Here is a 26,076-nt window from a genome sequence, read left to right as displayed (position 1 = left end):
ATCGGCAGGGATGCGGTGTCCCTCGCCACAAGTCGAACAGCGAGGAAACGTCATGATCCAGTCCCGCACCCAGTCCCGACATCTCCCGGTTCGCGGCCACGCGGCCGGTCCCGCCTTCGGCCTCGCCCTCGGCCTCGTGGTCGGAATCCTCGGAGCGCCCCTGGCGGCGCAGGCGGGCGAAGGCGGCGGCGGGAGCCGGCAGGCTGCCGGCGGCGGCCACATGAGCTCCTACATCAACGACCCGCACCACGACCCGCGCTCGCTGCACTCGCAGCGCTCCGGGTCCGGGCAGCTCCTCGGGGCGCCGATGGTTCACGACAGGGCTGGGGCCACCGTGGCGCGCGGCCAGGTCGTCGACCCGCACTGGGCCTCCGGAACCGCGGAGCGCCGCCGGGTCCGTCGCTGAGACGTCGGAGGCCGGGCCTCCGACGCGACACCCGACACGTCACCCGACACCGAGACCCGCCGCCCGGCCCCTCCGGCCGGGCGGAGCCGACCGAACACCGCTGCGCGCTCCGGCGCATCGCCCTTCCCCGCTCTCGCCTTCCGGTTCTCCCGGCCTCAGGGACCCTTCATGAACAACCTCATCCAGGGCATCGCCAGCTTCCAGGGCAGCGTCTTCCCCGGCCAGCGGCAGATGTACCAGCAGCTGGTGCGCGACGGTCAGCACCCGAGCGCGCTGATCATCGCCTGCGCGGATTCCCGGGTCTCGCCCGAGCACATCACCCAGGCGGGACCCGGAGACCTGTTCGTCTGCCGCAACGCCGGCAACATCGTGCCCCCGGCCTCCGACGTGGTCGGCGGCGTCTCCTCGGCAATCGAGTACGCCGTGGTGGCCCTCGGCGTGCGCGACATCGTGGTCTGCGGCCACTCGGATTGCGGCGCCATGAAGGGGCTGATGAACCGGGACCTGCTCAAGCGGATGCCCAGCGTCGCGGCCTGGTTGCGCCACGCCGAGGCCGCCGAGCGGATCGTCTGCGAGGCCTATCCCGAGGGGATGGACGCCCAGGCCCGCCACCACGCCCTGGCCCTGGAGAACGTGGTGGTCCAGCTCGCCAATCTGCGCACCCATCCGAGCGTCGCCGCCGCCCTGGCCAAGGGATCCCTGCGGCTGCACGGCTGGTTCTTCGAGATCGAGACCGGTGCCCTCCTGGCCTACGACGGCGCGAGCGGGCAATTCCGGCCGATCGCCGGGGCCGACATGCCCGTGGCGCAGGATTCCTCCGCCAGCAGCCGCCTGCAGGCGGCCTGACCATGCGCGCCCCCGGCCGCCTGACCACGAGCCTGCAGAGCGCCCTCGCCCCGGACGGCGCCGTCCGGGCGAGCCTCGCCCGGGACCTGCCCGCCTCCGTGGTGGTCTTCCTGGTGGCGCTGCCCCTGTGCATGGGCATCGCCATCGCGTCCGGCGTGCCGCCGGAGCGCGGCCTCATCACCGGCATCGTCGGCGGCATCGTGGTCGGCCTCCTCGCCGGCTCGCCGCTCCAGGTCAGCGGGCCCGCCGCCGGGCTCGCCGTGATCGTCTACGGGTTCGTGCAGGCGCACGGTCTCGACGCCCTGGGTCCCGTCCTGGTGGTGGCGGGCCTCGTCCAGCTCGTCGCCGGCGCCCTGCGGGTCGGCGGCTGGTTCCGGGCGATCTCGCCGGCCGTGGTGCACGGCATGCTGGCCGGCATCGGGATCCTGATCGTGCTGGCCCAGATCCACGTCCTGACCGACGCCCTCCCCCGGGCGAGCGGCCTCGACAACCTCGTGGCGATCCCGGCCGCGTTCTTCAACTTCGTCAGCGGCACGGGCGACCGCACCGGGGCCGTGATCGTCGGCGGGATCACCATCGCGGCGATGATCGCCTGGGAGCGGCTGCGCCCGGCGCGGCTCCGGCTCCTGCCCGGGGCGCTCGTCGGCGTGCTGGCGGGCAGCCTCGTGGCGGGATTCGGGGATCTCGCCGTCAAGCGCGTGGCGGTGCCGGAGGCCCTGTTCTCCGGCCTCGCCCTGCCGGCGGCCGAATCCTGGGCGCGCCTCGCCGAGGCCGAGATCCTGGTCATGGCCCTGGTGATCGCGGTGATCGCCAGCGCCGAGAGCCTGCTCTCGGCGGCCGCCGTCGACCGGATGCACGACGGTCCCCGCACCCAGTTCAACCGGGAACTCGGCGCGCAGGGCATCGGCAACCTGATCTGCGGGCTCGCCGGCGCGCTGCCGATGACCGGGGTGATCGTGCGCTCCTCGGCCAACGTGCAGGCGGGCGCCGTCAGCCGCGCCGCCACGGTGATGCACGGGACCTGGATCCTGGCGTTCCTGCTGGTGCTGCCCTGGCTGCTGGCCCTGGTGCCGACCGCGAGCCTCGCCGGCATCCTGGTGGTCACCGGCTGGCGGCTGGCGAGCCCGGCCCACGCCCTGCACCTGCAGGCCCGCTACGGCTGGCTGACCGCGGCGATCTGGCTCGCCACGATGGCCACCGTGGTGGCGGTGGACCTGCTCACCGGGGTGCTCACCGGCCTCGCCCTGAGCCTGATCCAGGCCCTGCCGAGCCTGCGCAAGGGACGGCTCCGGATCGAGCACGCGGCGGCCCCCGAAGTGCCCGGCGTGCCGGAGCTGCGCCTGTCGGGAGCGGCGACCTTCCTGCAGCTGCCGAGCCTCACGGCGGCCCTGGAGCGGACCCCCGCGGGCGGCGAGGTCCGCCTCGCCACCGACAACCTCGCGGCCATCGACCACACCTGCCTGGAGATGATCGGCGACTGGGCGAGCCGGCGCAGCGCCGGCGGCAGCCGGATCGCGGTGGTGGGCGGGTCGGGTGTCCCGCACGACCGGCTCGCCGCCGCGGTGGCGGCCCCGGCGCACTGAGGACCCTGGCGCCCTCCGCCGGCGGCGAGACCCGTCGGGCGGAGGGCGCGCCGCCCACCCGGGGCGGTTCGCGGCGACACGGCCCGAACCGACGGCCCGAAACGACGGCGCGGAGCCGTTCCCGGCGCGATCGGGAGCGGCTCCGCGCCGCGTCCGCACCCGGTCGCCGGGCCTCCATTCCCGGACGACGGCGGCCCGCCGCGCGGGCCGTCAAGGCTGTCCGCCTCCGGGGAGACGGCGATCTTCAAAACCGGTTAATCCTGAATCTTCGCGCCCCTTTAACGAGCGGGAGGCCAGACTCAGCCTCACGGCAGGTCCGGCCCGCGGGACCGGCCGGCGGAATGGTTCTCGTCAGGAGCTTCGTCGATGATCAGGTTCCTCGCGGCCTCGGCCGCCTGCCTGGTCCTGTGCGGCGCCGCGGCGGCGCAGGACATGCCCGGCCTCGCGACCCTGAGCCCGCCTGACCCGGTGCAGCCGGTGGCGGCGAGCCCCGCGCTCCCGGCACCGGACGGCGCGGTCGCGCCGGGATCGCGAGCGGAGGCCGGCCCCGATCCGGTCGCGCTCCGGCCCGCGCCCGGCCGGGTGCCCCTCGGCGGCCTCACCCTCCGCGGCACCGCCGCCGACCCCGCGCAGACGACCGCCAGCCTGAAGGTCCCGGCGACCGGCCCCGGCGCGTCCAAGCCCTGGTGCGCGCAGGAGCGCCGGATCGGCACCGGTCAGGGCTTCTGCCTGGTCAACTGAGCGGCCCCTGATGGGCCAAGCGGCCGGATCGGGCGGCCGGATCAGGAGGCCGCGTAGACGGTGACCTCGTCGAAGATTCCGCCTTCCGGCGCGTAGTCGAGGGACGCGACGAGAAGCACCAGCACGGCCGCGCCGACCGCCGTGACGGCGAGGAGCCGCGTGATCAGATCGGCGTGGGCGCGGGCGACGTGGATCAGCGCGCAGCCGAGCATGAAGGCGCAGACCTGCGTGGCCGGCGCGGCGAGCGCCGCGGTCATCGCGCCCGCCCGATCATCCGATCACGGCCGATCCTGTCCATGCACGTCCTCCCCGGCCGGGACGCCGTCTGCCGGCGCGCAGCCAAGCAGATCGCCCGTCGCGGCGCCCCCCCAATATGGGGGAGCCGGCGGGGTCCGGCCTCACGTCTTCGTGACCGGCGCCCCTCAGGCGGGCTCCGGCCCCGGCCATGCCGGGGCGGATCCCGGGATGGATGCCAGGGCGTAGGTGGCCTCGGCGACCCGGTTCAGGGGGCCGCCCGGCCCGGACCGCTTCCACAGGCGCGTGTTCAGGGCCGCCACCGGATCCCGGCCGGGAAGGGTGAAGCCCTGCCCGGCGAGCACCTCCAGGATCTCGGCCGCGTGCAGCGGCCGGCCCGCCCGCGCGATCGCCGCGCAGGCCGCCTGCACCACGGCCCGGCCGTAGCGGCGGGCGCCGGCTGCGTCCTCCGTGAAGGCGATCGCCGGCGGGATCGGTCCGGCGGCGCCGACGGGACCGGGCGCCCCCGCGGACCGCGCCGCCGGACCGGCCCGCGCGCCCCAGTGCCCGGGGGCCGCGCCCGCCGCGTCGGCAAGCGATCCGGACCGGGCCTCTAGGACGTCCCGTACGTCCCGCCCCCGCGGCGGCTCGTCGGCCGGGTCTCGGCGTGGCCCTGCCGGCGGTTCGGGCTTCGGGGCCGGGTCCGGCCGCGCGTCCGCTCCACCGGCCGCCAACCGGCGGCCGAGCTCCTGGTAGAGGACGAGATCGGCGATCTCCCGATCGAGCGCCTCGCGCTGGCGTCGCAGCGCGGCGAGCCGCGCCGCGATCTCGGAATCCGACAGGGCCACGTGATGTTCCTTCCAGGCGGACGGAACACATATCTCATTCCGCGCCATTCAGGGAATAGCCACCGTCACATATTCCGTCAGGCAGCCATTCCCTGAGGGAATGAGAGGCAGCGATCCCTGTTCTATTCCTTGAGGCGTTTCCGTATTCCCTTAGCCGCAGGGCGAGGCGGCACGAGCAGCGTGCTGGGATCGGCCGGGTGCAGGGTCAGCCCGCCGTCGTCGAGCACCAGCGGCAGCCGCGGAAACACCTCGCGCAGATGCGCGAGATCGGCCTTGAACGCCTGGCGGAAGCTGCGGATCGAGGCGTTCTCGGCCCCGAACTGCGCGTGGAGGTTGGCCCAGGTCAGGCGGAGCGGCCGCTGCAGGGACCGCAGGCGGTAGCCGGTCCAGAACAGCAGGTCGAGCTTGCGCGCCGAGCCCGAGAAGGCCCGGGCCGCCCGCAGGTCCACCGGCAGGGCGTGCCGGATCAGGGTCTCGTAGAATTCGGGATCGAAGCGCACCGTGCGGCCGGCCTCGTCGTCCCCCTCCCCGGCGCGGGGGCGCCACAGTTCGAGGCTGCGGAACGGCGGGACGTTGAGGGTGGTCGCGCTGTCGCGCCCGTCCCAGAGGCCGATCTGCATGGAGCAGGCGGCCAGCCGGTTCAGCTGCTCCTTGAACTGGCGGATGGTGCCCCGCTCGCCCCCCGTGACCGCGAAGCCCATCTCCCGCATGAAGCCCGACAGGGTCTCGGCCACCTTCACGGTGGGGCTGCGCTGGCGCACGGCCTCGGTGCAGAGGTGCAGCAGGACCAGCCGGGCCTTCGGGCCGTAGGGCAGCCCCTGGGGCTCGAAGGCGCCGGTCTCCGGGTCCTTGATCCGGCCGGCGATCAGGTTGAGCGAGTTGCGGCCGTAGCTGCGGGAGAATTCCCGCACCGGCCCGGGGTCCCGGTAGGGCAGGCCGCACAGCGCCAGGACCGAGTGGATGTGCTGGAGGCTCGACGGGACGGCCGGCTCGTTCTCGATCACGAGGCGCACCGCGTCGCGGCGGCGCTGGTCGCGGGACAGCCCGGCCCGGCGGCTCTCCTCCTCCCCCAGGAGGGCGGCCTGTGCGTCGCGCTCGCGCTGACGGTGCAGGACGTGCTCGACGATCTGCGCGAACAGGAAGCCGCCGCGCGCCGCCTCGATCTCGGCCCGCAGGTCCGAGTCGTGGATCCCGGCGATCTTCTCCTCGATGCTCATCGCCCCTCGGCCCGCGGTACACGGGCCGTCGATCCGCCAGGCGGACGGACGGCCCGATCCTGCCATGCCACGATTCGCCCGCCGCGGCCCCCGTCCGATCGGCCTTGTCCCGGCTATCCACGCTTCCCCGGTCGCGGGGATACGCCCGAAAGCGGGCCGACACTGCTCCCTTCACGGCCGGCTCCCGGGCCGGCACGCGCAGAGTTCGATACGGGACCCCCTCTCCCGGCGATCCCACGCAGAGTCCGATACGCGGGACCGCTCGATGTCCGTCCCCGTTATTCACCGCTCCGGGCCCGGATTCGCGCCGAATCGGATACGCCGCCGCGCAGATTCCGATACGCCGACCGGCCGTCCGGGCGCAGAATCGGATACGCCGCGACGCAGAGTCCGATGCGGGCCGGCGCAGAGTCGAATGCGCGAATGCAGGCCAAGGCCTTGGCACAGATGCGGAATTCGACACCCCATATAACTTGCTGAACTGACTCTCTGAGAGATTCGTCCAGATAATCTTCCTACTGCGAACCAGCCCGTTCGTTCTGACGAACGACCGTGTCGCGCCCGCACATGCACAGGTCACAAAGGGAATATGAGTTCGTTTTCCACATTCCTACGCGGGGCGACCGTCCCGACTTGACGGGTCGGCGACGGAATCCGGTGCCGTGCCGGCGCGCTCCGTCGATCGTCCTGGCCCTGGATCCCCGAGGGCTGCCGGCAGTTCCCGGTGTGATGCCGGCTTGACGCGCGCGATGCCGCCCGGTTTCTCGGCTCCTTCCGACAGGGCCCTCAGAGAAGAGCGCGCCGATGCCCCCCTTGCCCGAATTCGTCTGGCCCAGCCTCGCCCGACCCAGCCTCGCCCGACCCAGGGCCCCTTCGCCGATCGCGGCCCGATGACGGATCGCCGCGACGACGCCCGGCCGCCCGGCGGACGCCCCGCCCGGCCCCGCCCGCACGGGCCCCGGCGCCCCGCCCCCCGGTCCGGAGGTCGCCCGGGCGGGGCGTCCCGCCCGTGGGAGGAGGGCGGCGACGGGCCGACCGTGCTCTACGGGTGGCATCCCGTGGTGCAGGCCCTGGGCAACGCCCAGCGCGGCCTGCACCGGCTGCTCGCCACCGAGAACGCGGCCGCGCGCCTGGAGGCCGAGTTCGGCGGCGCCGTGCGGATCACCCCGGAACTGGTGCGGCCGAGCGACATCGGCCGCCTGCTCGGCCCGGACGCCGTCCACCAGGGCCTGTACCTGGAGGCCGAGCCCCTGCCCGCGCCCGGCCTCGACGACCTGCCCGCCGACGCGCTGCTGCTGGCGCTCGACCAGATCACGGACCCGCACAATGTCGGGGCGATCGTGCGCACCGCCGCGGCCTTCGGGGTCGCCGGGATCGTCACCACGGCGCGCCACGCGCCGGGCGCCACTGGAGTCCTGGCGAAATCCGCCTCCGGCGGCCTGGAGCACGTGCCCTTCGTGACCGTCCGGAACCTCGCCGAGGCCCTGATCGCCCTGGGCGAGCGCGGCTTCACCCGGGTCGGCCTCGATTCGGACGCGCCCGAGAGCCTCGACGTGCTGACGATCGCGCGGCCGCTGGTGATCGTGCTGGGTGCCGAGGGCAAGGGCCTGCGCGAGCGGACCCGGGGCTGCTGCGACGTCCTGGCCCGGATCCCCTTCTCGGGCGCGATCCGCAGCCTCAACGTCTCGAACGCCGCCGCTATCACCCTCTACGCCCTCGGCCGCGCGAGAGACTGACAGGGGAGCGACAGGAACCCGCCGGGGCCGTGACGGACGCGCGACGGGGACGCGGCCGGACCGGCACCCGATCGGTCCCGGCGAGACACGTTCGGAAACACGGAACCGCCACCGGAAGCCCTTCTTCCGCCTAGGCAATCTTCGCAACTTCCCGTAGAATAAGTCGCGAGGGGGGCGTCGTCTCGAGGGCTGCGCCGGATGTTGGACGATGCGTTTACCTACGGCGGCTGGGTCCTCGGCCTGATCGCCGTCGGCGTGTGGATCTGGCTCGCGCGGCGCGCCTTCCCGAGCTTCGAATCCTTCGTGACGGGCTTCGACGACGAGCTCCAGCTCGGCGCCAGCCCGGAGGAGCGCGCGCGCAGCGCGCGCTGGCGTCAGGTCCGTCAGGCCGCCATGGCCCTGACGGCCGTCGCGGCCCTGTGTCTGTCGATCGGCTTCGCGATTCCCGACTGATTCTCGACTGATTCCCGACGGGGCCGGAAACCCGGAGGCGATCCGGCCCGGATCCCGCGCTGAAGCCCCGGGGTTTCGGGCGTGCACCGTCCCCGTGCCCTCTCGCGGCCGGCGCGGGGCCTTCGTGGCGGTGGGCTCGTTCGGCCTCGAAGCCCTGGATCGCCGTGCCGCCCAGGGAGCGCGGCGTGTCGTGGCGGCCGCAAGCCCGTCATCGGTTCCCCGGGCCGCCTGGCGCCGAGACGGTTCCCGACACCGCCAGGGGGCTCGACCCGCCGGAAGCCTCTCTTCAGGCCGCGCGGACCCGGGCCAGGAAGCCTTCGACGGCGCCGCGCAGGTCGCCCGCCTGCCGGGACAGGTCGGCCGCCGCCCGCAGCACCTGGGCGGAGCCCTGGCTCGCCGTGCCGGCCGCCGCGCCGACACCCGCCATGTGGCCCGAGACGCCGCGTGTGTCCTGCGAGGTCTGCGCGGTGGTCCGGGCGATCTCCGCGGTGGCCGCGCCCTGCTGCTCGACCATGGCGGCGATCTCGGCGCCGATCCGCGCGAGGTCGCGGATCACCGCCGTGATGCCGCCGATCGACCGGACCGAGGCCTCGGTCGATCCGGTGATCTCCGCGACCTTGCCGGCGATCTCCTCGGTGGCCCTGGCGGTCTGCTCCGCGAGCGTCTTGACCTCGGCGGCCACCACCGCGAAGCCGCGGCCGGCCTCCCCGGCGCGGGCCGCCTCGATGGTGGCGTTGAGCGCCAGCAGGTTGGTCTGGCCGGCGATCTGCGAGATGATCGCGACGATCTCCCCGATGCTGCCGGCCGCCTGGGCGAGGCGGTGGACTTCTCCGGCCATGCCGTCGGCGCTCCGCGTGGCGTTCGCCGCGAGGTCCGCCGAGGACCCGACCTGCACGCCGATCTCCCGGACCGAGGCGGTGAGCTCCTCGGTGGCCGCCGCCACCGTGTCGGCCGAGCGGGCGGCCGAATCGGCCGACACCGCCACCGCCCGACTCAGATCGGTCGTGTCCTGGGCGGCCCGCGCCATCCCGTGCGCGGAGGCCTCCAGCTGGGCCGCCGCCGCCGAGACGGCCTCGACGATCCCGCCGACCTGGCGCTCGAAGCTGTCGGCGAGGCCGAGGGCGGCCGCGCGCTGGGCCGCCGCGGTCTCGGCGGCGAGCCGCTCCTGCGCGGCCCGGGCCGCCCGGCGCTCGGCGACGCTGTCGCGGAACGCCAGGGCGGCCGCGGCGATCGCCCGGACCTCGCGCGGCCCGCCGGTCGGGATGGTCAGGTCGGCCGTGCCCGCGTCCCGGCCGATCGCGGTCAGCACCCCGGCCATCCGGGAGAGCGGCCGGGCGATGGCCGTGCCGAGCCAGACCGCGAGGCCGGCCGAGAGGGCGAACAGGGCGAGCCCGCCGGCGGCCCAGAGGGCCAGCATCCGCTCGGCGCGGGCGTGCGCCGCCCCCGCGGCCGCCACCAGGTCGGCGGTGAGCCGATCCTCCACGCCCTTGAGGGCGTCGATCCGCTGCGAGGCGAGGCGGAACCACCCCGGCGCGTCGCGGAAGGCCGGGGGCGTCCCCGGCATCGTCTCCTGCACGCCCGCGCGCAGGCGGGCGACCGCGCGGGACGGCTCGGTCGCCTCCGCGGCGTCGAGCAGGCTCGCCTGCCCCGCTTCGGCGCCGGCCCGGAACAGGCCGGCATAGGCCGCCTGGTCGGCCGCGAGGGTCGCGAGGCGGCGGGCGGCCGCGAGGTCGAGGGTGCCGGAGGCGAAGACCGCCGAGGCGGCGGCCCGCTCCTGGCCGGCGGCCTCCTTCAGCGCCAGGAAGGCCGCGTAGGCGTTCGCCCGGGCGGCGAGGCCGGCCTCGTCGATCGCGCCGCCCATGGCCCGCACCAGGCCGAGCCCCTCCCCGATCAGGCCCGTGTAGTAGGCCACGGCCTGCGGCGGGGCCGCCGTCAGGGCGTCGACCGCCCGGCGCTGCGCGGCCAGCCCGGTCAGCGCCCGCGCGAAGCCCTCACCGCGCGCCTGGAAGACCGGCCCGAAGCCCGTCGCGGCCTTCATGGCCTCGGGAAGCCCGGCGAGGGCCGCGTCGGTGCGCACGCGCTGGGCCGCCAGTTCCGGGCCGAACTGCGCGCCCTTCGCGCCCAGGAACAGGCTCGAGGCGCCGCGCTCCCGCTGGGCCTCGTGCACGAAGGCGCTGATCCGGGAGGCGAGGCCGACCAGGCCCTCCACCCGGCCCATCTCGGCGCGGCGCGCCCACTGGTCCGACACGGCGAGGCCCGCCGCCCCCGCGAAGGCGAGGCACGGGGCGAGCGCCACCGCCAGGATGCGGGCGCGGAGCGAGGCGAGGATCGGCATCGGAAGTTCTGGAACCGTCCGGCGGGAGATGCGCCACCTTCCGGCCAAGTCATAAAGATCCGGTTATGTGGTCGCGCCCATATTCGGCACCGGTTTGCCCAATCAGGCGGCGTTTTGAGTCGTATCTGCCAATTCCGCGTGCAGATCACCCCAGGTCTTCAGCGCGCGGATGACCGGATCGAGGGACCGCCCCCGCTCGGTCAGGCTGTATTCCACCTTCGGAGGAACCTCGGCGTAGACCGTCCGGGTGATCAGGCCGTCGGCTTCCATTTCGCGCAGCTGGTTGGTGAGCATGCGCTGGGTCACGCTGGCGAGGCGCCGCCGGATCTCGTTGAAGCGCAGGGTCCCCTCCAGCAGGTGGTAGAGGATCACGCCCTTCCACTTGCCGTCGATGAGCCGGAGCGTCGCCTCGACGGCGCAGCCGGGGCTGCAGGCGCCCGTGTGGCGGCGGGTGCGGGGCATGGGCTGTCTCCGACGGTATCATTTCCGGCACTAGTGGCGTTTTATGTGCGTACTTGCGGCCCGTGAAGGCGGGCGGCATCTCCTGCGGCGACACTCCGAGGAGATCACCATGCGCGCCGTCGGCTACCGCAAGTCCCTGCCGATCACCGATCCCGAGGCCCTGGTCGACCTCGACCTGCCCCAGCCCGAGCCCGGCCCGCGCGACCTGCTGGTGAAGGTCGAGGCGGTCTCGGTGAACCCGGTCGACACCAAGGTCCGGCGGCGGGCCGAGCCGGAGGAAGGCGGCACCAAGGTGCTCGGCTGGGACGCGGCCGGCACCGTCGTCGCCGCCGGCGCGGAGGTCCAGGGTTTCGCCGCGGGCGACGCGGTGTTCTACGCGGGCGACCTCACCCGGCCGGGGACGAACGCCGAATACCATTGCGTCGATGCCCGCATCGTCGGGCACAAGCCGGAGAGCCTCGACTGGGCGCAGGCCGCCGCCCTGCCGCTCACCGCGATCACCGCCTGGGAGACCCTGTTCGACCGGCTCGACGTGGACAAGCCGGTGCCGGGCGCGGCCCCGGCGATCCTGATCGTCGGCGGCGCGGGGGGCGTCGGCTCGGTGGCGATCCAGCTCGCCCGGGAACTCACCGACCTCACCGTGATCGCCACCGCGTCGCGGCCTGAGACGGCGGCCTGGTGCCGCGACCTCGGCGCCCACCACGTGGTCGACCATTCCAGATCCCTGGCGGCGGAGGTGGCGGCCCTGGGGATCGGCGCGCCGGGTCTCGTCTTCTCCACGACCAACACCGACGCCCACCTCGCCGCGATCGTGGAGCTGATCGCCCCGCAGGGCCGCCTCGCCCTGATCGACGATCCGGAGCGCCTCGACGTCGGGCTCCTCAAGCGCAAGAGCCTGTCGCTGCACTGGGAGTTCATGTTCACCCGCTCGATGTTCGCCACCGCCGACATCGCCGCCCAGGGGGCGCTCCTCGACGAGATATCCCGCCTCGTTGATTCCAGGCGCCTGCGCACCACCCTGGGGGAGCATTACGGGCGGATCGACGCCGCGAACCTGCGGCGCGCCCACGCGCTGGTCGAGAGCGGGCGCGCCAGGGGGAAGATCGTGCTCGAAGGGTTTTCCGATTGAGGAGGACGTGATGGCGGACGCGGCGGGGACCGGCCTCTTCGACGTGACGGCGCTGGCGGCGGGTCTGCCCGACAGCGCCGAGACCCTCCTGGTCGACACCTACCTGACCGACCGGGAGGCGGCGAGCGCCCGGGTGTTCCGGATCTACCGGCCGACCCCGCCGCACTATCACGCCACCTGCGACGAGTACCTCTACTGCCTCTCGGGCCGGGGCCGGGTCTGGCTGGGCGATCCGGCCGCCGAGACGGCGTTCGGCCCGGGCCAGCTCCTGTTCTTCGAGAAGGGCACGGTCCACGCGATGCCGGTGCTCGAGCCCGGGGACCCGGTGGTGTTCCTGTCGATCGACACGCCCCGGCGGGCGCCGACCGACATCGTCTTCGTGAACCCGGAGGACGGGACGCCCGCCACCTTCATGGCGCGCAACGCCGAGGCGTGAGGGGTCACACCCGCAGGGACCGGCCGGCCGCCGCCACGCCGAGGAGCAGCGCCGCCACGATCAGCAGGGACGCGGGCAGGCCGAGCGCCTGCGCGGCGAAGCCGATCAGCGCGGGCCCCGCCAGCACCCCGGCATAGCCCAGCGTCGTCACCGCCGGCACCGCCACGCGCGCGGGCATCGCGGTCTGGCGCCCCGCCGCCGTGAACAGGACCGGGACGATGTTGGCGCAGCCCGCCCCGACCAGGGCGTAGCCGGCGAGCGCCGCCTCCCAGGCCAGGATGACGACCGAGAGCGCGAGGCCGGCCGCCGCCAGCAGGCCGCCGAGGATCACCACGGGCCGCCGGCCGAGGCGGGCCACGATCGCATCCCCGCCGAGCCGGCCGGCCGTCATGGTGACCGAGAAGGAGGCGTAGCCGAGCGCCGCCCAGGCCGGATCGAGCCCGCGCTGCTGGATCAGGAACACCGCGCTCCAGTCGAGGGCCGAGCCCTCGGTCAGGAACACCACGAAGCAGAGCAGGCCCAGTACCAGCACCGGGCCGCGGGGCAGCGCGAAGGCGGGCCCGCCGCTTCCCCCTGTCCCGCCGGCCGGAAGGATGCCCGGCCAGGCGGCCGCGAACAGGGCCACGATGCCGGCGACCAGGATCAGCACGCTCCAGCCGGCGCCCAGGCCGGTGCCCATCAGGACGCTGGCCAGCAGCGCCCCCAGGATGCAGCCGAGGCTGTAGAGGCCGTGGAAGCCCGACATCATCGGGCGCCCGGCGGCGCGCTCCACCGCGACGGCCTGCAGGTTCATGACGCAGTCCACCGCCCCCATCCCGGCCCCGAACAGCAGCAGCGCCCCGGTGAGCGGCACGAGCCCGGAGCCCACGGCCAGCACCGGCAGGGCGAGGCCGATCGCGAGCGTGCCGGCGAGCAGGACCGGCCGGAAGCCGAGCCGCGCGGCCGCGGCCCCGGCGCTCGGCATCGCCAGGATCGAGCCGACGCCGAAGGTGAGGAGCAGCAGGCCGAGCCCCGCCGCGTCGAGGCCGGCGCGGTCCTTCACCAGCGGCACCAGGGGCGCCCAGGTGGCGTTGGCGATGCCCACGATCAGGAACAGCAGCCGCGTGGACAGGCGCTGCTGGGTGGCCGTGCGGTCGTCGGAACCGCGGAGGGCGGCCGGATCGGTCGCGTCGCATGCTGGCATCGATACCTGTCGGGATGTGGATCTGAGGGCGGGATACGGCGACGTGGATCTCGGCGCCCGCGGTGCAACACCGAAGGTGGGCCAAGGTTTGGCGAATCGAGCTACGGCGAAGCTGGGGCCACCGGACTCCGATCGCGGCCGCTGGCTCCACCGCGTCATCGCTTCGCTGCGCTCGCGAAGACGGTCGCGCGTTCACCGAGCGGTTGCCGACGTACGCGTTTCGTTCTAGCAAGGGCGGCGCATGACGGGCCTGCGTCCCGCCGGCCGCATCTTGCCGCGGGCCCCCTCGGGCTCGACATGAGCCGGAGCGGCGGCTGGCCCGCGCGCGAATCCGTCCGATTTCGTCGATGCCTCGGTCGACGCCTCGAAAGACCGCCGCCCTCATGGCCAAAGCCCAAGCTGGAAGTCGTGCCGCAAGCCGCGTCGGTGCTGCCCAAGCCGCACCGAAAGCTGCCGCCAAAGCGCCTTCCAAGACGGCTCCGAAAGCCCCGGCGACGGCCAAGGCGCCCCAGTCCAAGGCGCCCGAGTCCAAGCCGGTTCGCGCGAAATCCAGCTCCCCCGGCGCGCGGAACGAAGCCGCCATCGACGCCAAGCTGGAGGCCCTGTTCGACGCCGCGCCGGCCCCCGTCGAGGACCGGCGGGTCATCGCGATCCGCGGCGCCCGGGAGCACAATCTCAAGAACGTCGACCTGACCATCCCGCGGGACAAGCTCGTGGTCTTCACCGGGCTCTCGGGCTCGGGCAAGTCGTCGCTCGCCTTCGACACGATCTACGCGGAGGGGCAGCGCCGCTACGTCGAGTCGCTCTCGGCCTATGCCCGCCAGTTCCTGGAGATGATGTCCAAGCCCGACGTCGACCAGATCGACGGGCTGTCGCCGGCGATCTCGATCGAGCAGAAGACCACCTCGAAGAACCCCCGCTCGACCGTGGGGACGGTGACCGAGATCTACGACTACATGCGCCTGCTCTGGGCGCGGGTCGGCATCCCCTACTCGCCGGCCACCGGCCTGCCGATCGAGAGCCAGACCGTCCAGCAGATGGTCGACCGGGTGCTGGAGCTGCCGGAGAAGACCCGGCTCTACCTGCTGGCGCCCGTGGTCCGCGGGCGGAAGGGCGAGTACCGCAAGGAGATCGCCGAATATCAGAAGAAAGGCTTCCAGCGGCTGCGCGTGAACGGCGAATACTACGCCATCGACGATGTGCCCAAGCTCGACAAGAAGTTCAAGCACGACATCGACGTGGTGGTGGACCGGATCGTGGTCCGGGCCGATATCGGCTCGCGGCTGGCCGAGTCCTTCGAGACCGCGCTGGAACTCGCCGACGGCGTCGCCGAGATCGTGTTCGCCGACGCCCCCGAGGGCGAGGCGCCGCGGACCGTCACCTTCTCGTCGCGCTTCGCCTGCCCGGTCTCGGGCTTCACCATCGCGGAGATCGAGCCGCGGCTGTTCTCGTTCAACAACCCGTTCGGCGCCTGCCCGACCTGCAGCGGCATCGGCCACGAGATGCGGATCGATCCCGAGCTGGTGATCTCCGACCCTGGCTTAAGCCTGAAGCGCGGCGCGGTCGGCCCCTGGGCGAAGTCGACCTCGCCCTATTACGGCCAGACGCTCGAGGCGCTCGCCGAGCATTTCGGCTTCAAGACGGGCGTCCCCTGGCAGAGCCTGTCGGAGACGGCCCGCGCCATCGTGCTCTACGGCTCGGGCAAGCAGGCGGTGCGCTTCGCCTACGACGACGGCTTGCGCAAGTACACGGTCAACAAGCCCTTCGAGGGCGTGATCCCGAACCTGGAGCGCCGCTACAAGGAGAGCGACTCGGACGCCGTGCGCGAGGAGATCGGGCGCTTCATGAGCGAGACGCCCTGCGCCGCCTGCGGCGGCAAGCGGCTGAAGCCCGAGGCTCTGGCCGTGAAGGTCGCCATGGCGGACATCGCCGACGTGACCGCCCTCTCGGTCTCCGAGGCGCACCGCTGGTTCTCGGACCTGCCCGGGAAGCTGACCGCGAAGCAGAACGAGATCGCGGTCCGGATCCTGAAAGAGATCCGCGACCGGCTGAGCTTCCTGGTGGATGTCGGCCTGGAATACCTGACGCTCGCCCGCGGCTCCGGCTCGCTCTCGGGCGGCGAGAGCCAGCGCATCCGCCTCGCCTCGCAGATCGGCTCCGGCCTGACCGGCGTGCTCTACGTGCTGGACGAGCCCTCGATCGGCCTGCACCAGCGCGACAACGAGCGGCTGCTCGGCACGCTCAAGCGCCTGCGCGACCTCGGCAACTCGGTGATCGTGGTCGAGCACGACGAGGACGCGATCCTGCAGGCCGATTACGTGGTCGATGTCGGCCCGGGCGCCGGCATCCACGGCGGCGAGATCATCGCGCAGGGCACCCCCGCGGAGGTGCTGGCGAACCCCGCCTCGCTCACCGCCAAGTATCTCACCGGCGCGATGGCGGTGCGCACCCCGACCGCCCGCCGCAAGGGCCGGAAGGGCAAGCTCGGCCTGTTCGGCGCGCGGGGCAACAATCTCAAGGACGTGGACGTCGAGATCCCGCTCGGCACCTTCACGTGCATCACCGGCGTCTCGGGGGGCGGCAAGTCCACCCTGGTGATCGACACCCTCTACAAGGCCGTCGCCAAGAAGCTGAACGGCGCCCTGGAGCACCCGGCCCCCTACGGGCGGCTGGAGGGGCTGGAGCACCTCGACAAGGTCATCGACATCGACCAGTCGCCGATCGGGCGCACGCCGCGCTCGAACCCCGCCACCTATATCGGCGCCTTCACGCCGATCCGCGACTGGTTCGCGGGCCTGCCGGAGGCCAAGGCGCGGGGCTACCAGCCCGGGCGCTTCTCGTTCAACGTCAAGGGCGGGCGCTGCGAGGCCTGCTCGGGCGACGGCGTCATCAAGATCGAGATGCACTTCCTGCCGGATGTCTACGTCACCTGCGACGTCTGCAAGGGCAAGCGCTACGACCGCGAGACCCTGGAGGTGAAGTACCGGGGCAAGTCCATCGCCGACGTGCTCGACTCCACCGTCGAGGAGGCGGCCGAGCTGTTCAAGGCGGTGCCGGCGATCCGCGACAAGCTCGAGACCCTGAAGCGGGTCGGCCTGCACTACGTCCATGTCGGCCAGCAGGCCACCACCCTGTCGGGGGGCGAGGCGCAGCGCGTGAAGCTCTCCAAGGAGCTGTCGAAGCGCGCCACCGGCCGCACCCTCTACATCCTCGACGAGCCGACCACCGGCCTGCACTTCCACGACGTCGCCAAGCTCATGGAGGTGCTCCACGAGCTGGTCGACCAGGGCAACACCGTGGTGGTGATCGAGCACAACCTCGAAGTGATCAAGACCGCCGACTGGGTGATCGACATGGGTCCTGAGGGCGGCGACGGCGGCGGCCGGGTGGTGGCGCAGGGCACGCCGGAAGAGATCGCCCGCGCCAAGGCCAGCCATACCGGCCGGTTCCTGCGCGAGGTGCTGGAGCGGCGGCCCGCCTCACCCGCGAGCCGCGGTCGCGCCGCGGAGTAGCGCGGCGGCGGAGGGGGGCGGACCTTCCGGGGGCGGGCATCGCACGCACCGGCGACCGTGCCGGACGCGCCACCGCCACCGCCACCGCCACCGCCACCGCCCCTGCAGTGCGGGCGCGGGTCCGACGCGACGGATCACCCGCTCCCGGGCCGGCGCGGCAGTTTCTGCCGGGTCTCGGCCGGACCCCGCGCCCGCGGACGGTGATTCGAGCGGCCGGATCCGGCTCCGGACCCGCCGCCGACCGGCTCGGAGCCGGATCCCGGCCCGCGCGCCCGGACCGGCGGCCTGCCCGATCACCTTCCCGCCTTTGCCGGATTCTCCCGCGGCCCGGGCCGGCAACAGCTTGACCGTTCAACGATATTTTGCCGAAACCGCGGTTCGAGCAGGGTCTGTGGACAGTGTTGCATCGCCGCAAAAATGCGGCTTTTGCGCAACGGTTCGGCCGGTTGTGGCGTTTCGGCGAGCATTCCACTGTCTTTCCGCAGGTCTCTGTAGAATAGTCGCAGACGTTGAGACGGGCAGGCTCCGTGGGGGCGCTCGGCAGGTCCGAAGCCGGCAGCCGCGATAGGCGAGCAGACCGGCAGGGAAGTGCCGAATGCGGGACGGACGCCGTATGACCTTGGGAAGGAATGAGAAAATGATGAAGAACTGGCTCGCGGCCGGCACGGTCGCGCTCACGGTCGGCATGACCTCGACGATCGCGCAGGCGCAGACCACGACGGTTCCCGGTGAGCAGGTCGGCCTCGCCGTCGGCGCGCCGCTGCCGGAAGGCCTCTACGCGATCAACACGTTCACCTATCGCCGCACCGACGCGCCGAACTCGCCCGACACGGCCGTCAACATCCCGGTCCTGGTCTGGTCGACCCCGTTCGTGCCGTTCGGCGGCCGCGTCGAGCTGCTCGTGGCGCCCCCGACCGTGTTCGCCTTCACCCGCAACCCGGCGGGCGTGCGCAACAAGGACATCTCGATCAACGTCGGCACCTTCGTCGGCGGCATCTGGGCCTTCGACCTCGGCAACAACTTCGGCGTCAGCTTGCTCGGCGGCGCCTACCTGAACGACCTGAACGGCGACCGCGGCTCGATCATCACCGCGAACGGCACGACGGCCACCCCGGTCCTGCCGCAGCTCTCCTCCAACACCTACCGCTTCGGCATCGCCGGCAGCTACACGGGTGACGGCTGGAACATCACCGCCAACCTGACCGCCAACATCTACGACTCGCCCGGCCGCTTCCCCGGCCAGGTCGGCGCCGCCATCGGCCCGATCCGCCTGTCGGACGCCCTGAACTTCGACCTCACGGCGACCAAGAAGTTCGGCAACTTCGAGATCGGCCCGATCGCCTACGGCACCTACAACTTCGACATCAGCCAGGCCAGCGCCGCGGCCGGGAACCGTGGCCGGTTCGCCCTCGGCGGCCTCATCGGCTACGACTTCAAGATCTTCACCGTCCAGGCCTACGTTGCCCGCGACGTCGTGACCGGCGCGCAGTACACCAACGCGTTCGGCCGCACCCGCGACAACTACTCCACCGACGGCTGGATCCGGTTCATCGTGCCGCTCTACTCGCCGACCCCGGCCGCCGCGCCGGTCCCGGCGCCGCTGGTCCGCAAGTACTGAGATCCTTCCGAGACACCGGGCTCCCCGCCGCGCGGCGGGGGCTCCCGGATCTCCGACAGGCCGTCCTCCGGGACGGCGCGCCGCCCGGCTCCGCCGGGCGGTTTTTCTTTGTGCCGGTGCCGCCGCGGGCCGCACCCGGCCGCCCCGGGCGGGCCCGTGCCACGGGTCGCAGCCGGCCGCGGGTGACGCGGGCGGCGCGGACATCCTATGGTGTGCCGGTGGCGCGGCTCCGGGGCCGACCGGAGCGCAGGCGGACGAGCCGAAGGATTGTCATGGCGACGCAGGGCGAGTGGAAGATCCCCGCGCAGGCCCAGCCCAGGCCCGCGGATTACGGCTACGACCTCGACCGGGCGCTCTCCGCGGTCCTGGCCCTGTCGGCGCGGATCCCGGACAGCGCGTTCACGGCCGAGACGCTCGGCACCGAGCGCGCCGGCAACGGCGTGGTGATCCGCGAGGACGGGCTGGTGCTCACCATCGGCTACCTCGTCACCGAGGCCGAGAGCGTCTGGCTCACCACCCGGGACGGCCGCTCGGTGCCCGGCCACGTCCTCGGCTTCGACGCCGCCACGGGCTTCGGCCTGGTCCAGGCGCTCGGCGATCTCGGCGTGCCGGCCCTCCCGCTCGGCCACTCGGCCGGGCTGAAGACCGGCGACCGGGCCGTGCTGGCCGGGGCGGGCGGGCGCCAGCGCTGCGTCGCCGTCGAGGTCGTGGCCCGGCAGGAATTCGCCGGCTACTGGGAGTACGTCCTCGACGAGGCCCTGTTCACCGCCCCCGCGCACCCGCACTGGGGCGGGACCGCGCTGATCGGCCCCCAGGGCGACCTGCTGGGCATCGGCTCGCTGCAGCTGCAGCAGGGCGGCGGCGGCGCGGCGCGGCCGATCAACATGGTCGTGCCCATCGATCTGCTGACGCCGATCCTCGAGGACCTCGCCACGCGCGGGCGGGCCGACCGGCCGCCCCGCCCCTGGCTCGGCCTCTACGCCACCGAGAGCGAGGAGGGCATCGTCGTGATGGGCCTCGCCGATAACGGCCCGGCCGAGACCGGCGGCCTCCAGGCCGGCGACGTGATCGAGGCGGTGGCCGGCGAGCCGGTGGCCGACCTCGCCGCCCTGTTCCGGAGCGTCTGGGCCCTGGGCGAGGCCGGGGTGCGGGTCCCCCTCACGATCCGCCGGGAGGGGCGCGGCGTGAAGCTCGCCCTCGTCTCCGGGGATCGGGAGCGGTTCCTGCGCACGCCCTCGCTGCACTGAGCCCGCGACCCGGAGCGTGCAACCTTCGCGCTCCGAGCGGCGTTGCCGCGGCGCCGTCGCGGGCCTGTACCGGACACAACCTACGGCTCAGCGACGGTTCAGGTGGCGGGACCGAATCTCGAACGACCGGCTCCCGATCCGCCGGAAACGTTGAGGAGATCCAGTCATGACGATTCTGAGCGCACCGCGCGCGAAGGCGCTCGTGATGGCCGCCGCGATCGCCGGCGGCCTCGGGCTCGCGGGGTCTGCCGAGGCGGCCGGGGGCTGCGGCCCCGGCTTCCATCCCAATCCGTGGGGCATCTGCCGGCCGAACTGGGGCCCCCGGCCCTACGGCTACTGGCGGCGCCCGGTCTATTACGGCGGGTACGGCGGTTACTACCGGCCGCGGCCCTTCTACCGGCCCTACGGCTTCTACGGGCCGCGCCCGTTCTACTGAGCCCCCGTCCGAGCCCGTCAGACGGCATGCAGGGCGTCCCGCCGACCGGCGGGGCGCCCTTCGCGCGTGCGGAAGGACCTTCTTCGCCCTGCATGCGCACAAAGAATGACCATCCGGAAACCTTGCCGGTTTCTTAAGCCGGTTATGCGATTTTCGCAGGTCTGGTGCTTGACCTTGCGACTCCTGCTGCGCTGCGGCGCGATTATATGTGCGTTGCACCAACAAGAGGCAGCGATGCGCAATGGGGCGCCATCGTCTGCCCGAGCAGAGGTCACAGCACACCATGTCCGCCGCCCGTAGCGTCCTGAGCCGCGTCCGCGCCTATCTCCGGTACCGCGACACCGTCACCCAGCTGTCCCGCCTGTCGGACCGCGATCTTGCCGATCTCGGCATCAACCGCAGCGAGATCCGCGGCGTCGCCCGCGTCTGATCCCCGCGTCCGCGTCACAGCGCCCGAGACGAATGCCTCGAAGGACCGCCGCCCGTTGATCCGGACGGCGGTCCTTCGCTATTCTCGGACATGACACAGACCATCCACATCGTCGGCGGCGGCCTCGCCGGATCCGAGGCCGCCTGGCAGGTGGCCGAAGCCGGGCATCGCGCCGTGATCCACGAGATGCGCCCGGTGCGCGGCACCGAGGCGCACCGGACCGACGGGCTGGCCGAGCTCGTCTGCTCCAACTCGTTCCGGTCGGACGACCCGGAGGGCAACGCCGTCGGGCTGCTGCACCAGGAGATGCGCTCCTTGAGCTCGCTGATCATGCGGGCGGCCGACGCCAACCAGGTGCCGGCGGGCGGGGCGCTGGCGGTCGACCGCGAGGGCTTCTCCGCCGCGGTGACCCGGGCCCTGGAGCAGCACCCCAACGTCACCCTCGTCCGCGGGGAGGTCGAGGGCCTGCCGCCGGAGGAATGGGGGCCCTGCATCGTCGCCACCGGCCCGCTCACCGCGCCGGCGCTGGCCGAGGGCATCCGCGGGCTCACCGGCGCCGAGTCGCTGGCCTTCTTCGACGCGATCGCGCCGATCGTCCACCGCGACTCGATCGACATGGACGTGGCGTGGTTCCAGTCCCGCTACGACAAGCCGGGACCCGGCGGCACGGGCGCGGACTACCTCAACTGCCCGATGACCCGGGAGCAGTACGACGCCTTCGTGGCCGCCCTCGTAGCGGGCGAGAAGATCGGGTTCAAGCAGTGGGAGGGCACGCCCTATTTCGACGGCTGCCTGCCTGTCGAGGTCATGGCCGAGCGCGGCCCCGAGACGCTGCGCCACGGGCCGATGAAGCCCGTGGGGCTCACCAATCCCCGCGACCCGCTGGTCAAGCCCTGCGCGATCGTGCAGCTGCGCCAGGACAACGCGCTGGGCACCCTGTACAACATGGTCGGCTTCCAGACGAAGCTGACCTACGCCGAGCAGGTGCGGGTCTTCCGCATGATCCCCGGCCTGGAGCGGGCCGAGTTCGCCCGCCTCGGCGGCCTGCACCGCAACACCTACCTCGACAGCCCGCGCCTCCTCGACGCCACCCTCCGGCTGCGGGCCCGTCCGACCTTGCGCTTCGCCGGGCAGATCACCGGCTGCGAGGGATACGTCGAGAGCGCCGCGGTCGGGCTGATGGCCGGCCGCTTCGCCGTCGCGGAGGCGGCCGGCGCCCCCCTCGCCCCCCTGCCCCAGAGCACGGCCCTCGGCGCGCTCATCGCCCACATCACCGGCGGCCACCTGATGGCGGACGGGGAGGCCAACGCCCCGCGCTCGTTCCAGCCGATGAACGTGAATTTCGGCCTGTTCCCGCCGCTCGAGCGGGCCCCCCGCAACGAGACCGGCCGGCGCCTGCGCGGGCCCGAGAAGGCGGCGCTGAAGAAGCGCGCGCTCACCGACCGGGCCCGGGCCGATCTCGCCGCCTGGCTGGAGGGCGCGGGGGGCGGTGCGCGGGGCGATGCGCGGGGTGGCGCGCAGGGCGCGGCCTCGAGACCTGCGGCGGCGGAATAGCGGGCCGCACGGGGCTTGCACCGCCGGAGGCCTCTCCGCGTGGCCGCCTCACTCGGCCTCAACACTTGGCCTCAAACTTGGCCTCATCGCCTGGGCTCACCATGACCGCGATCGACACCCGGGCCTTCCTGGCCGACCTGTACGAACTGCGCGAGATCGGCCGGTTCCGCACCGGCGTCCACCGGCCGACCTTCTCGGCCGACGACATGGAATCCCGGCGCTGGCTGATGGCCCGGCTCGAGACCTGCGGCCTGGAGGCCTCCATCGACGGGATCGGCAACGTGCTCGGGCGCCACCGCGGGCCGGGCCCGCACCTGCTGGTCGGCAGCCACATCGAGACGCAGAACGAGGCCGGCTGGCTCGACGGGGCGCTGGGCGTCGTGGCCGGGGTCGCGCTGGCCCGCGCCGGGCTGCCCGTCGACGTCGTCGCCTTCGCGGACGAGGAGGGGCACTTCTCGGGGGGCTTCCTGGGCAGCCGCTCGGCGATCGGCGACCTGACCGAGGCCGAGATCGACGAGGCCCGCAACCGCACCGACGGCACGCCGCTCCGCGCGGCGCTCGCGAGCGCCGGCCTCGCCGGCCTGCCCCGGACGCGGCTCGACCCGGACCGCTACCGCGGCTTCCTCGAGATGCACATCGAGCAGGGCACGCAGCTCGAATCCGCCGGCCTGCATCTCGGCGTGGTGAGCGGCATCGTGGCGATCTGGCAGTTCCGGATCGACTTCGCCGGCAACCAGGACCACGCGGGCGGCACCACCATGGCGGAGCGCCGGGACGCGGGTCTCTCGGCGGTGCGGCTGCTCGCGGCGATCGACCGGGAATTCCCGAAGGTCTGCGGGCCGCGCAGCACCTGGACCACGGGACGGATCACCCTGGATCCCGGCGGCTTCAGCATCATCCCGGGGCGGGCCGAGGTGTATTTCCAGTTCCGCGACGTGGCGATGCCCGTGCTGGAGCGGATGGAGGCCTGCCTGGAGGCGCTGGTGCGGGACTCGAACCGGCGCGAGCGCTGCCCGGCCACGCTGACGGCCCTGGCCAAGGCGATCCCCGCCCCCTGCGACCCGGCCCTGATGCGCGCCCTCTCGGAGGCGGCCGAGAGCGTCTGCCCCGGCGGGTGGCAGGTGATGCCGTCGGGGGCCGGGCACGACGCCCAGAACGTCGCCCGGATCCTGCCGGCCGCGATGCTGTTCGTGCCCTCGATCGGCGGCATCAGCCACCACTGGGCGGAGGATACCAGCGACGCCGACCTCGCCCTCGGCGTGCGGGCTCTCGGCGACGCGGCGGCGCGGGTGCTGGCGGGCTGAGCGTGCCGCCCCGGGCGCCCGGCGCGTTCCGGCGGGCGCCGGGCCTCAGGCGCCCGGCACCAGCGACTGGATCGGGATCAACTCCGGCCGGTATTCCTGCATGCCGCCGGCGATCCGCTCCTCGACGGCGTCGATGAACCGCTCCGGGTCGGTGATCGAGCACTGGCGCAGGTCCCAGAAGGCGTAGCGCCACCATTGCACCTTCAGGTAGCGCTCGATCAGCGCGTCCGGGAAGCGCATCTTCACGATCCGGGCGGGGCTGCCGGCCACGATCGCGTAGGGCGGCACGTCCTTGGTCACCACCGCCATGGCGCCGATCACCGCCCCGTCGCCGATCGTGATGTCGGGCATCAGGAAGGCGCCGTGGCCGATATAGACGTCGTTGCCGATACGCACGCGCTTGGGCCAGAGATACGGGCCGGAGATCTCGTAATCCTCCGCCCGCGGGTCGATGCGGTCGAACACGGCCGAGTGGTGCGTGTAGAACAGCGGCGAGGTCGAGCCGCACTGGACCGGGTGGCTGCCGCGCCCGACCTGGACGCTCTCGCCGATCGAGCAGTAGCGGGCGATGTCGGCGCCGAAATAGTAGCCGCTGACCGCGTACGAGAACGCCCCCATGGTGAGGCAGTAATCGACGCCCATCCACTTGATGCTGCACGGCGGCTCGAAGACGCAATCCTCCGGCAGGCCGAACGGGGCCGGGTGCAGCACCGAGATGCCGCGGCGCAGCATCTCCTGCTTCATGTCCTCGTTGACGGAGATCATGCGGCGTCCTCGTCGCTGGGGTGCCCGGTCCCGGCCGGCGCCGGGTCCAGGCCGTAATAGTCGCCCATCAGGTCGCCGTAGGTGGCGGCCCGGATCGGCACGGTGAGCCGGCCCGCGGCCGAGACGTCGATGGCGAGCAGGCGGTCGTTGAAGGCGGCCGGATCGGTGGCCAGCGCGCCGGGGAGCAGGTGCCCGTTCGGGTAGGCGCGCAGCCGCTCGGCCGGCGCGCCGAGGTCGAAGGCCGCCACCGGCAGGCCGGTGCGCAGCGCCAGGGTCAGCGCGTACGAGTAGGTCTCGGGCCAGATCGCCGGCAGCAGCACGAGGTCGGCCGAGAGCCGCCAGACCAGGTCCAGGGCCTCGTGGTCCCCGGAATAGCGCCCGGTCTGGGCGACCCCGACGCGCTCCAGGCCGATCGCCAGGGCCGGGTCCGAGTAGCCCACGATCGCGAAGTGCAGCGGCAGGTCGCGGTCCCGCGCGTCGGTGGCGAGCGCCTGCAGGAACAGGCCGCCCTTCGTGGCGCTGATCGCGCCGAGCACGGCGACGCGGCGGATTCGGCCGGGCCGCTGGAGGCTGGTGTCACGCACCGACCGCTCCGGCTCGACATGCGGCCGCACCGTGACCGCGAGGTCCGGGTACACCGTCCGGATCCGGCCCGCCGTGTCGGAGGACGGCGCGAACACCCGCGCGGCGCCCGCCAGGAACGCCCCGAACACCGCCCGCCGCTCGCCCGGGTCCGGCTCCTCGAACCCGTCCGCGTCCACCGCCAGGCACGACCGGCACTCCGCCACCGGCGCCAGGCCGCAGTAGCGCCCGTCCGGCTGCACCAGGTGGTTGCGGTGGCACACCGGCGAGTAGTCGTGCAGCGTCCACGCGTAGGGACGCCCCGACCCCGCCACCACCGCCATCAGCGCCCGCGCCGCGCCCCATCGCAGCCCCGCCAGCGAGTGCACGTGGATCAGGACCGGCGCCAGCTGCCCGACGAAGTCGGCGAGCTCCGCCGCGTCGCGCGGCAGGTACAGGCTGTCGAGGTTGGGCAGGTACAGGAACTCGGGGCCGCGATACGAGACGTGGACCTCGAGGTTGCGGGTCCGGTCGATCTGCAGCAGCACCACGCTCAGGCCCTCGGCCCGGGCCAGCGCGACCATGTCGTCGATGTGCCGCTGGATGCCCCCGCCCCAGCTGTGCGTCACGTAGAGCAGCGCCCGGCCGGCGAAGTGCCGGGCCAGCCGCGCCCGGTCGAGCCGCGCCCGCCCGCGCCGGCCGGGATCGGCCTGGACGAACTGGCCGACCCGGGCCGGGTAGTCGGGGTGCTTGGCGAGCAGCGCCGCCTGGCCCTGGTCGTACTCGCCGCCCTCGTCGAGCCCGAACGAGATCTGGCCGGCGTGGTGGACGAACACGTCCTCGGCGAGCAGGTTGACGAAGCCGGCCTTGATGGCGCGCAGGCACCAGTCGTTCTCCTCGCCGTAGCCCTTGCCGAAGGCCTCGGCGTCGAGGTCGCCGACGGCGTCGAGGGCGGCGGCGGTCATGTACATGCAGAAGCCGACGCCGGTGGGCACGGGCACGGCGCGGCCGCGATTGACCTGCGCGGCCACGCGGTCGAG

The 26,076-nt window shown here is 73.2% G+C and carries 23 protein-coding genes; 15 read left to right on the top strand and 8 right to left on the bottom strand.

What is annotated here, in order from left to right; all coding sequences use genetic code 11:
* Nucleotides 1–52: 52 nt before the first annotated feature.
* The 4 genes from H288_RS0126045 (at nucleotide 53) to H288_RS0126030 (ending at nucleotide 3,576) form a co-directional block, all read left to right on the top strand.
* Nucleotides 53–406 (top strand): hypothetical protein, encoded by a 354-nt coding sequence (locus H288_RS0126045; protein ID WP_020095514.1) that lies wholly within the window; start codon nucleotides 53–55, stop codon nucleotides 404–406.
* Between the two features lie 168 nt (nucleotides 407–574).
* The gene (locus H288_RS0126040) at nucleotides 575–1,252 is read left to right on the top strand and encodes a carbonic anhydrase (RefSeq protein ID WP_020095513.1); all 678 of its coding nucleotides are present in this window, start codon (nucleotides 575–577) and stop codon (nucleotides 1,250–1,252) included.
* 2 nt (nucleotides 1,253–1,254) lie between these two features.
* Complete coding sequence (locus H288_RS0126035) at nucleotides 1,255–2,835, top strand: SulP family inorganic anion transporter (RefSeq protein ID WP_020095512.1); 1,581 nt, start codon at nucleotides 1,255–1,257, stop codon at nucleotides 2,833–2,835.
* Nucleotides 2,836–3,201: 366 nt separating this feature from the next.
* Nucleotides 3,202–3,576, top strand: coding sequence for a hypothetical protein (locus H288_RS0126030; RefSeq protein WP_026605302.1), 375 nt, complete (start codon nucleotides 3,202–3,204; stop codon nucleotides 3,574–3,576).
* 41 nt (nucleotides 3,577–3,617) lie between these two features.
* On the opposite strand, the gene H288_RS0126025 is transcribed toward H288_RS0126030, so the two are convergent.
* From H288_RS0126025 to H288_RS0126015, 3 genes are all read right to left on the bottom strand, one after another.
* Complete coding sequence (locus tag H288_RS0126025; RefSeq protein WP_020095511.1) at nucleotides 3,618–3,833, bottom strand: hypothetical protein; 216 nt, start codon at nucleotides 3,831–3,833, stop codon at nucleotides 3,618–3,620.
* Nucleotides 3,834–3,998: 165 nt separating this feature from the next.
* The gene (locus H288_RS0126020; protein WP_020095510.1) at nucleotides 3,999–4,658 is read right to left on the bottom strand and encodes a hypothetical protein; all 660 of its coding nucleotides are present in this window, start codon (nucleotides 4,656–4,658) and stop codon (nucleotides 3,999–4,001) included.
* Nucleotides 4,659–4,780: 122 nt separating this feature from the next.
* Nucleotides 4,781–5,875: a replication protein RepA gene (locus tag H288_RS0126015; protein WP_020095509.1), complete on the bottom strand. Its 1,095-nt coding sequence runs from the start codon at nucleotides 5,873–5,875 to the stop codon at nucleotides 4,781–4,783.
* A gap of 890 nt (nucleotides 5,876–6,765) precedes the next feature.
* Here H288_RS0126015 and H288_RS0126010 point away from each other — a divergent pair.
* Together H288_RS0126010 and H288_RS0126005 are read left to right on the top strand one after the other, a co-directional pair.
* Nucleotides 6,766–7,611, top strand: a complete 846-nt coding sequence (locus H288_RS0126010) for an RNA methyltransferase (RefSeq protein WP_026605301.1) — start codon at nucleotides 6,766–6,768, stop codon at nucleotides 7,609–7,611.
* 198 nt (nucleotides 7,612–7,809) lie between these two features.
* The gene (locus tag H288_RS0126005) at nucleotides 7,810–8,064 is read left to right on the top strand and encodes a hypothetical protein (RefSeq protein ID WP_026605300.1); all 255 of its coding nucleotides are present in this window, start codon (nucleotides 7,810–7,812) and stop codon (nucleotides 8,062–8,064) included.
* 286 nt (nucleotides 8,065–8,350) lie between these two features.
* Here H288_RS0126005 and H288_RS0126000 read toward each other — a convergent pair whose 3' ends face one another.
* Both H288_RS0126000 and H288_RS0125995 read right to left on the bottom strand, forming a co-directional pair.
* The gene (locus H288_RS0126000; protein ID WP_020095506.1) at nucleotides 8,351–10,399 is read right to left on the bottom strand and encodes a nitrate- and nitrite sensing domain-containing protein; all 2,049 of its coding nucleotides are present in this window, start codon (nucleotides 10,397–10,399) and stop codon (nucleotides 8,351–8,353) included.
* A gap of 102 nt (nucleotides 10,400–10,501) precedes the next feature.
* A complete protein-coding gene (locus tag H288_RS0125995) occupies nucleotides 10,502–10,861 on the bottom strand; it encodes a helix-turn-helix domain-containing protein (RefSeq protein WP_020095505.1) in 360 nt (119 codons plus the stop codon).
* A 109-nt stretch (nucleotides 10,862–10,970) separates the two neighbouring features.
* Here H288_RS0125995 and H288_RS0125990 point away from each other — a divergent pair, with 109 nt between their 5' ends.
* Nucleotides 10,971–11,990, top strand: a complete 1,020-nt coding sequence (locus H288_RS0125990; RefSeq protein ID WP_020095504.1) for a zinc-binding alcohol dehydrogenase family protein — start codon at nucleotides 10,971–10,973, stop codon at nucleotides 11,988–11,990.
* 10 nt (nucleotides 11,991–12,000) lie between these two features.
* On the top strand, nucleotides 12,001–12,426 hold the full coding sequence (locus H288_RS0125985) for a cupin domain-containing protein (protein WP_020095503.1): 426 nt from the start codon (nucleotides 12,001–12,003) through the stop codon (nucleotides 12,424–12,426).
* A 4-nt stretch (nucleotides 12,427–12,430) separates the two neighbouring features.
* On the opposite strand, the gene H288_RS0125980 is transcribed toward H288_RS0125985, so the two are convergent.
* Nucleotides 12,431–13,609, bottom strand: a complete 1,179-nt coding sequence (locus H288_RS0125980) for an MFS transporter (RefSeq protein ID WP_020095502.1) — start codon at nucleotides 13,607–13,609, stop codon at nucleotides 12,431–12,433.
* A 383-nt stretch (nucleotides 13,610–13,992) separates the two neighbouring features.
* On the opposite strand from H288_RS0125980, the gene uvrA reads away from it, so the two are divergent.
* The 7 genes from uvrA to H288_RS0125945 all read left to right on the top strand — a co-directional run bounded on the left by uvrA (nucleotide 13,993) and on the right by H288_RS0125945 (nucleotide 23,710).
* Nucleotides 13,993–17,121, top strand: coding sequence for an excinuclease ABC subunit UvrA (uvrA, locus tag H288_RS0125975; protein WP_020095501.1), 3,129 nt, complete (start codon nucleotides 13,993–13,995; stop codon nucleotides 17,119–17,121).
* Nucleotides 17,122–17,758: 637 nt separating this feature from the next.
* On the top strand, nucleotides 17,759–18,739 hold the full coding sequence (locus H288_RS0125970; protein WP_020095500.1) for a transporter: 981 nt from the start codon (nucleotides 17,759–17,761) through the stop codon (nucleotides 18,737–18,739).
* Between the two features lie 272 nt (nucleotides 18,740–19,011).
* Nucleotides 19,012–19,986 (top strand): S1C family serine protease, encoded by a 975-nt coding sequence (locus H288_RS0125965; protein WP_020095499.1) that lies wholly within the window; start codon nucleotides 19,012–19,014, stop codon nucleotides 19,984–19,986.
* A 166-nt stretch (nucleotides 19,987–20,152) separates the two neighbouring features.
* Entirely contained in the window at nucleotides 20,153–20,422 is a 270-nt protein-coding gene (locus H288_RS0125960; protein WP_020095498.1) for a hypothetical protein, read from the top strand.
* A 283-nt stretch (nucleotides 20,423–20,705) separates the two neighbouring features.
* Nucleotides 20,706–20,852, top strand: coding sequence for a DUF1127 domain-containing protein (locus H288_RS34265; protein WP_020095497.1), 147 nt, complete (start codon nucleotides 20,706–20,708; stop codon nucleotides 20,850–20,852).
* A gap of 90 nt (nucleotides 20,853–20,942) precedes the next feature.
* Nucleotides 20,943–22,406, top strand: coding sequence for a methylenetetrahydrofolate--tRNA-(uracil(54)-C(5))-methyltransferase (FADH(2)-oxidizing) TrmFO (trmFO, locus tag H288_RS0125950; protein WP_020095496.1), 1,464 nt, complete (start codon nucleotides 20,943–20,945; stop codon nucleotides 22,404–22,406).
* A 101-nt stretch (nucleotides 22,407–22,507) separates the two neighbouring features.
* Complete coding sequence (locus H288_RS0125945; RefSeq protein ID WP_020095495.1) at nucleotides 22,508–23,710, top strand: Zn-dependent hydrolase; 1,203 nt, start codon at nucleotides 22,508–22,510, stop codon at nucleotides 23,708–23,710.
* Between the two features lie 45 nt (nucleotides 23,711–23,755).
* Here H288_RS0125945 and H288_RS36305 read toward each other — a convergent pair whose 3' ends face one another.
* Together H288_RS36305 and H288_RS32835 are read right to left on the bottom strand one after the other, a co-directional pair.
* Nucleotides 23,756–24,475 (bottom strand): CatB-related O-acetyltransferase, encoded by a 720-nt coding sequence (locus tag H288_RS36305; RefSeq protein WP_020095494.1) that lies wholly within the window; start codon nucleotides 24,473–24,475, stop codon nucleotides 23,756–23,758.
* A partial coding sequence (locus tag H288_RS32835) for a glycosyltransferase (RefSeq protein WP_020095493.1) occupies nucleotides 24,472–26,076 on the bottom strand: 1,605 nt, incomplete at its 5' end. The genes H288_RS32835 and H288_RS36305, both read right to left, overlap by 4 nt.

Source organism: Methylobacterium sp. 285MFTsu5.1, from assembly GCF_000383455.1.
Taxonomy (GTDB): domain Bacteria; phylum Pseudomonadota; class Alphaproteobacteria; order Rhizobiales; family Beijerinckiaceae; genus Methylobacterium.
The sequence above is the reverse complement of the archived record's forward strand: the minus strand, read 5'-3'. Positions and strand labels throughout refer to the sequence as shown.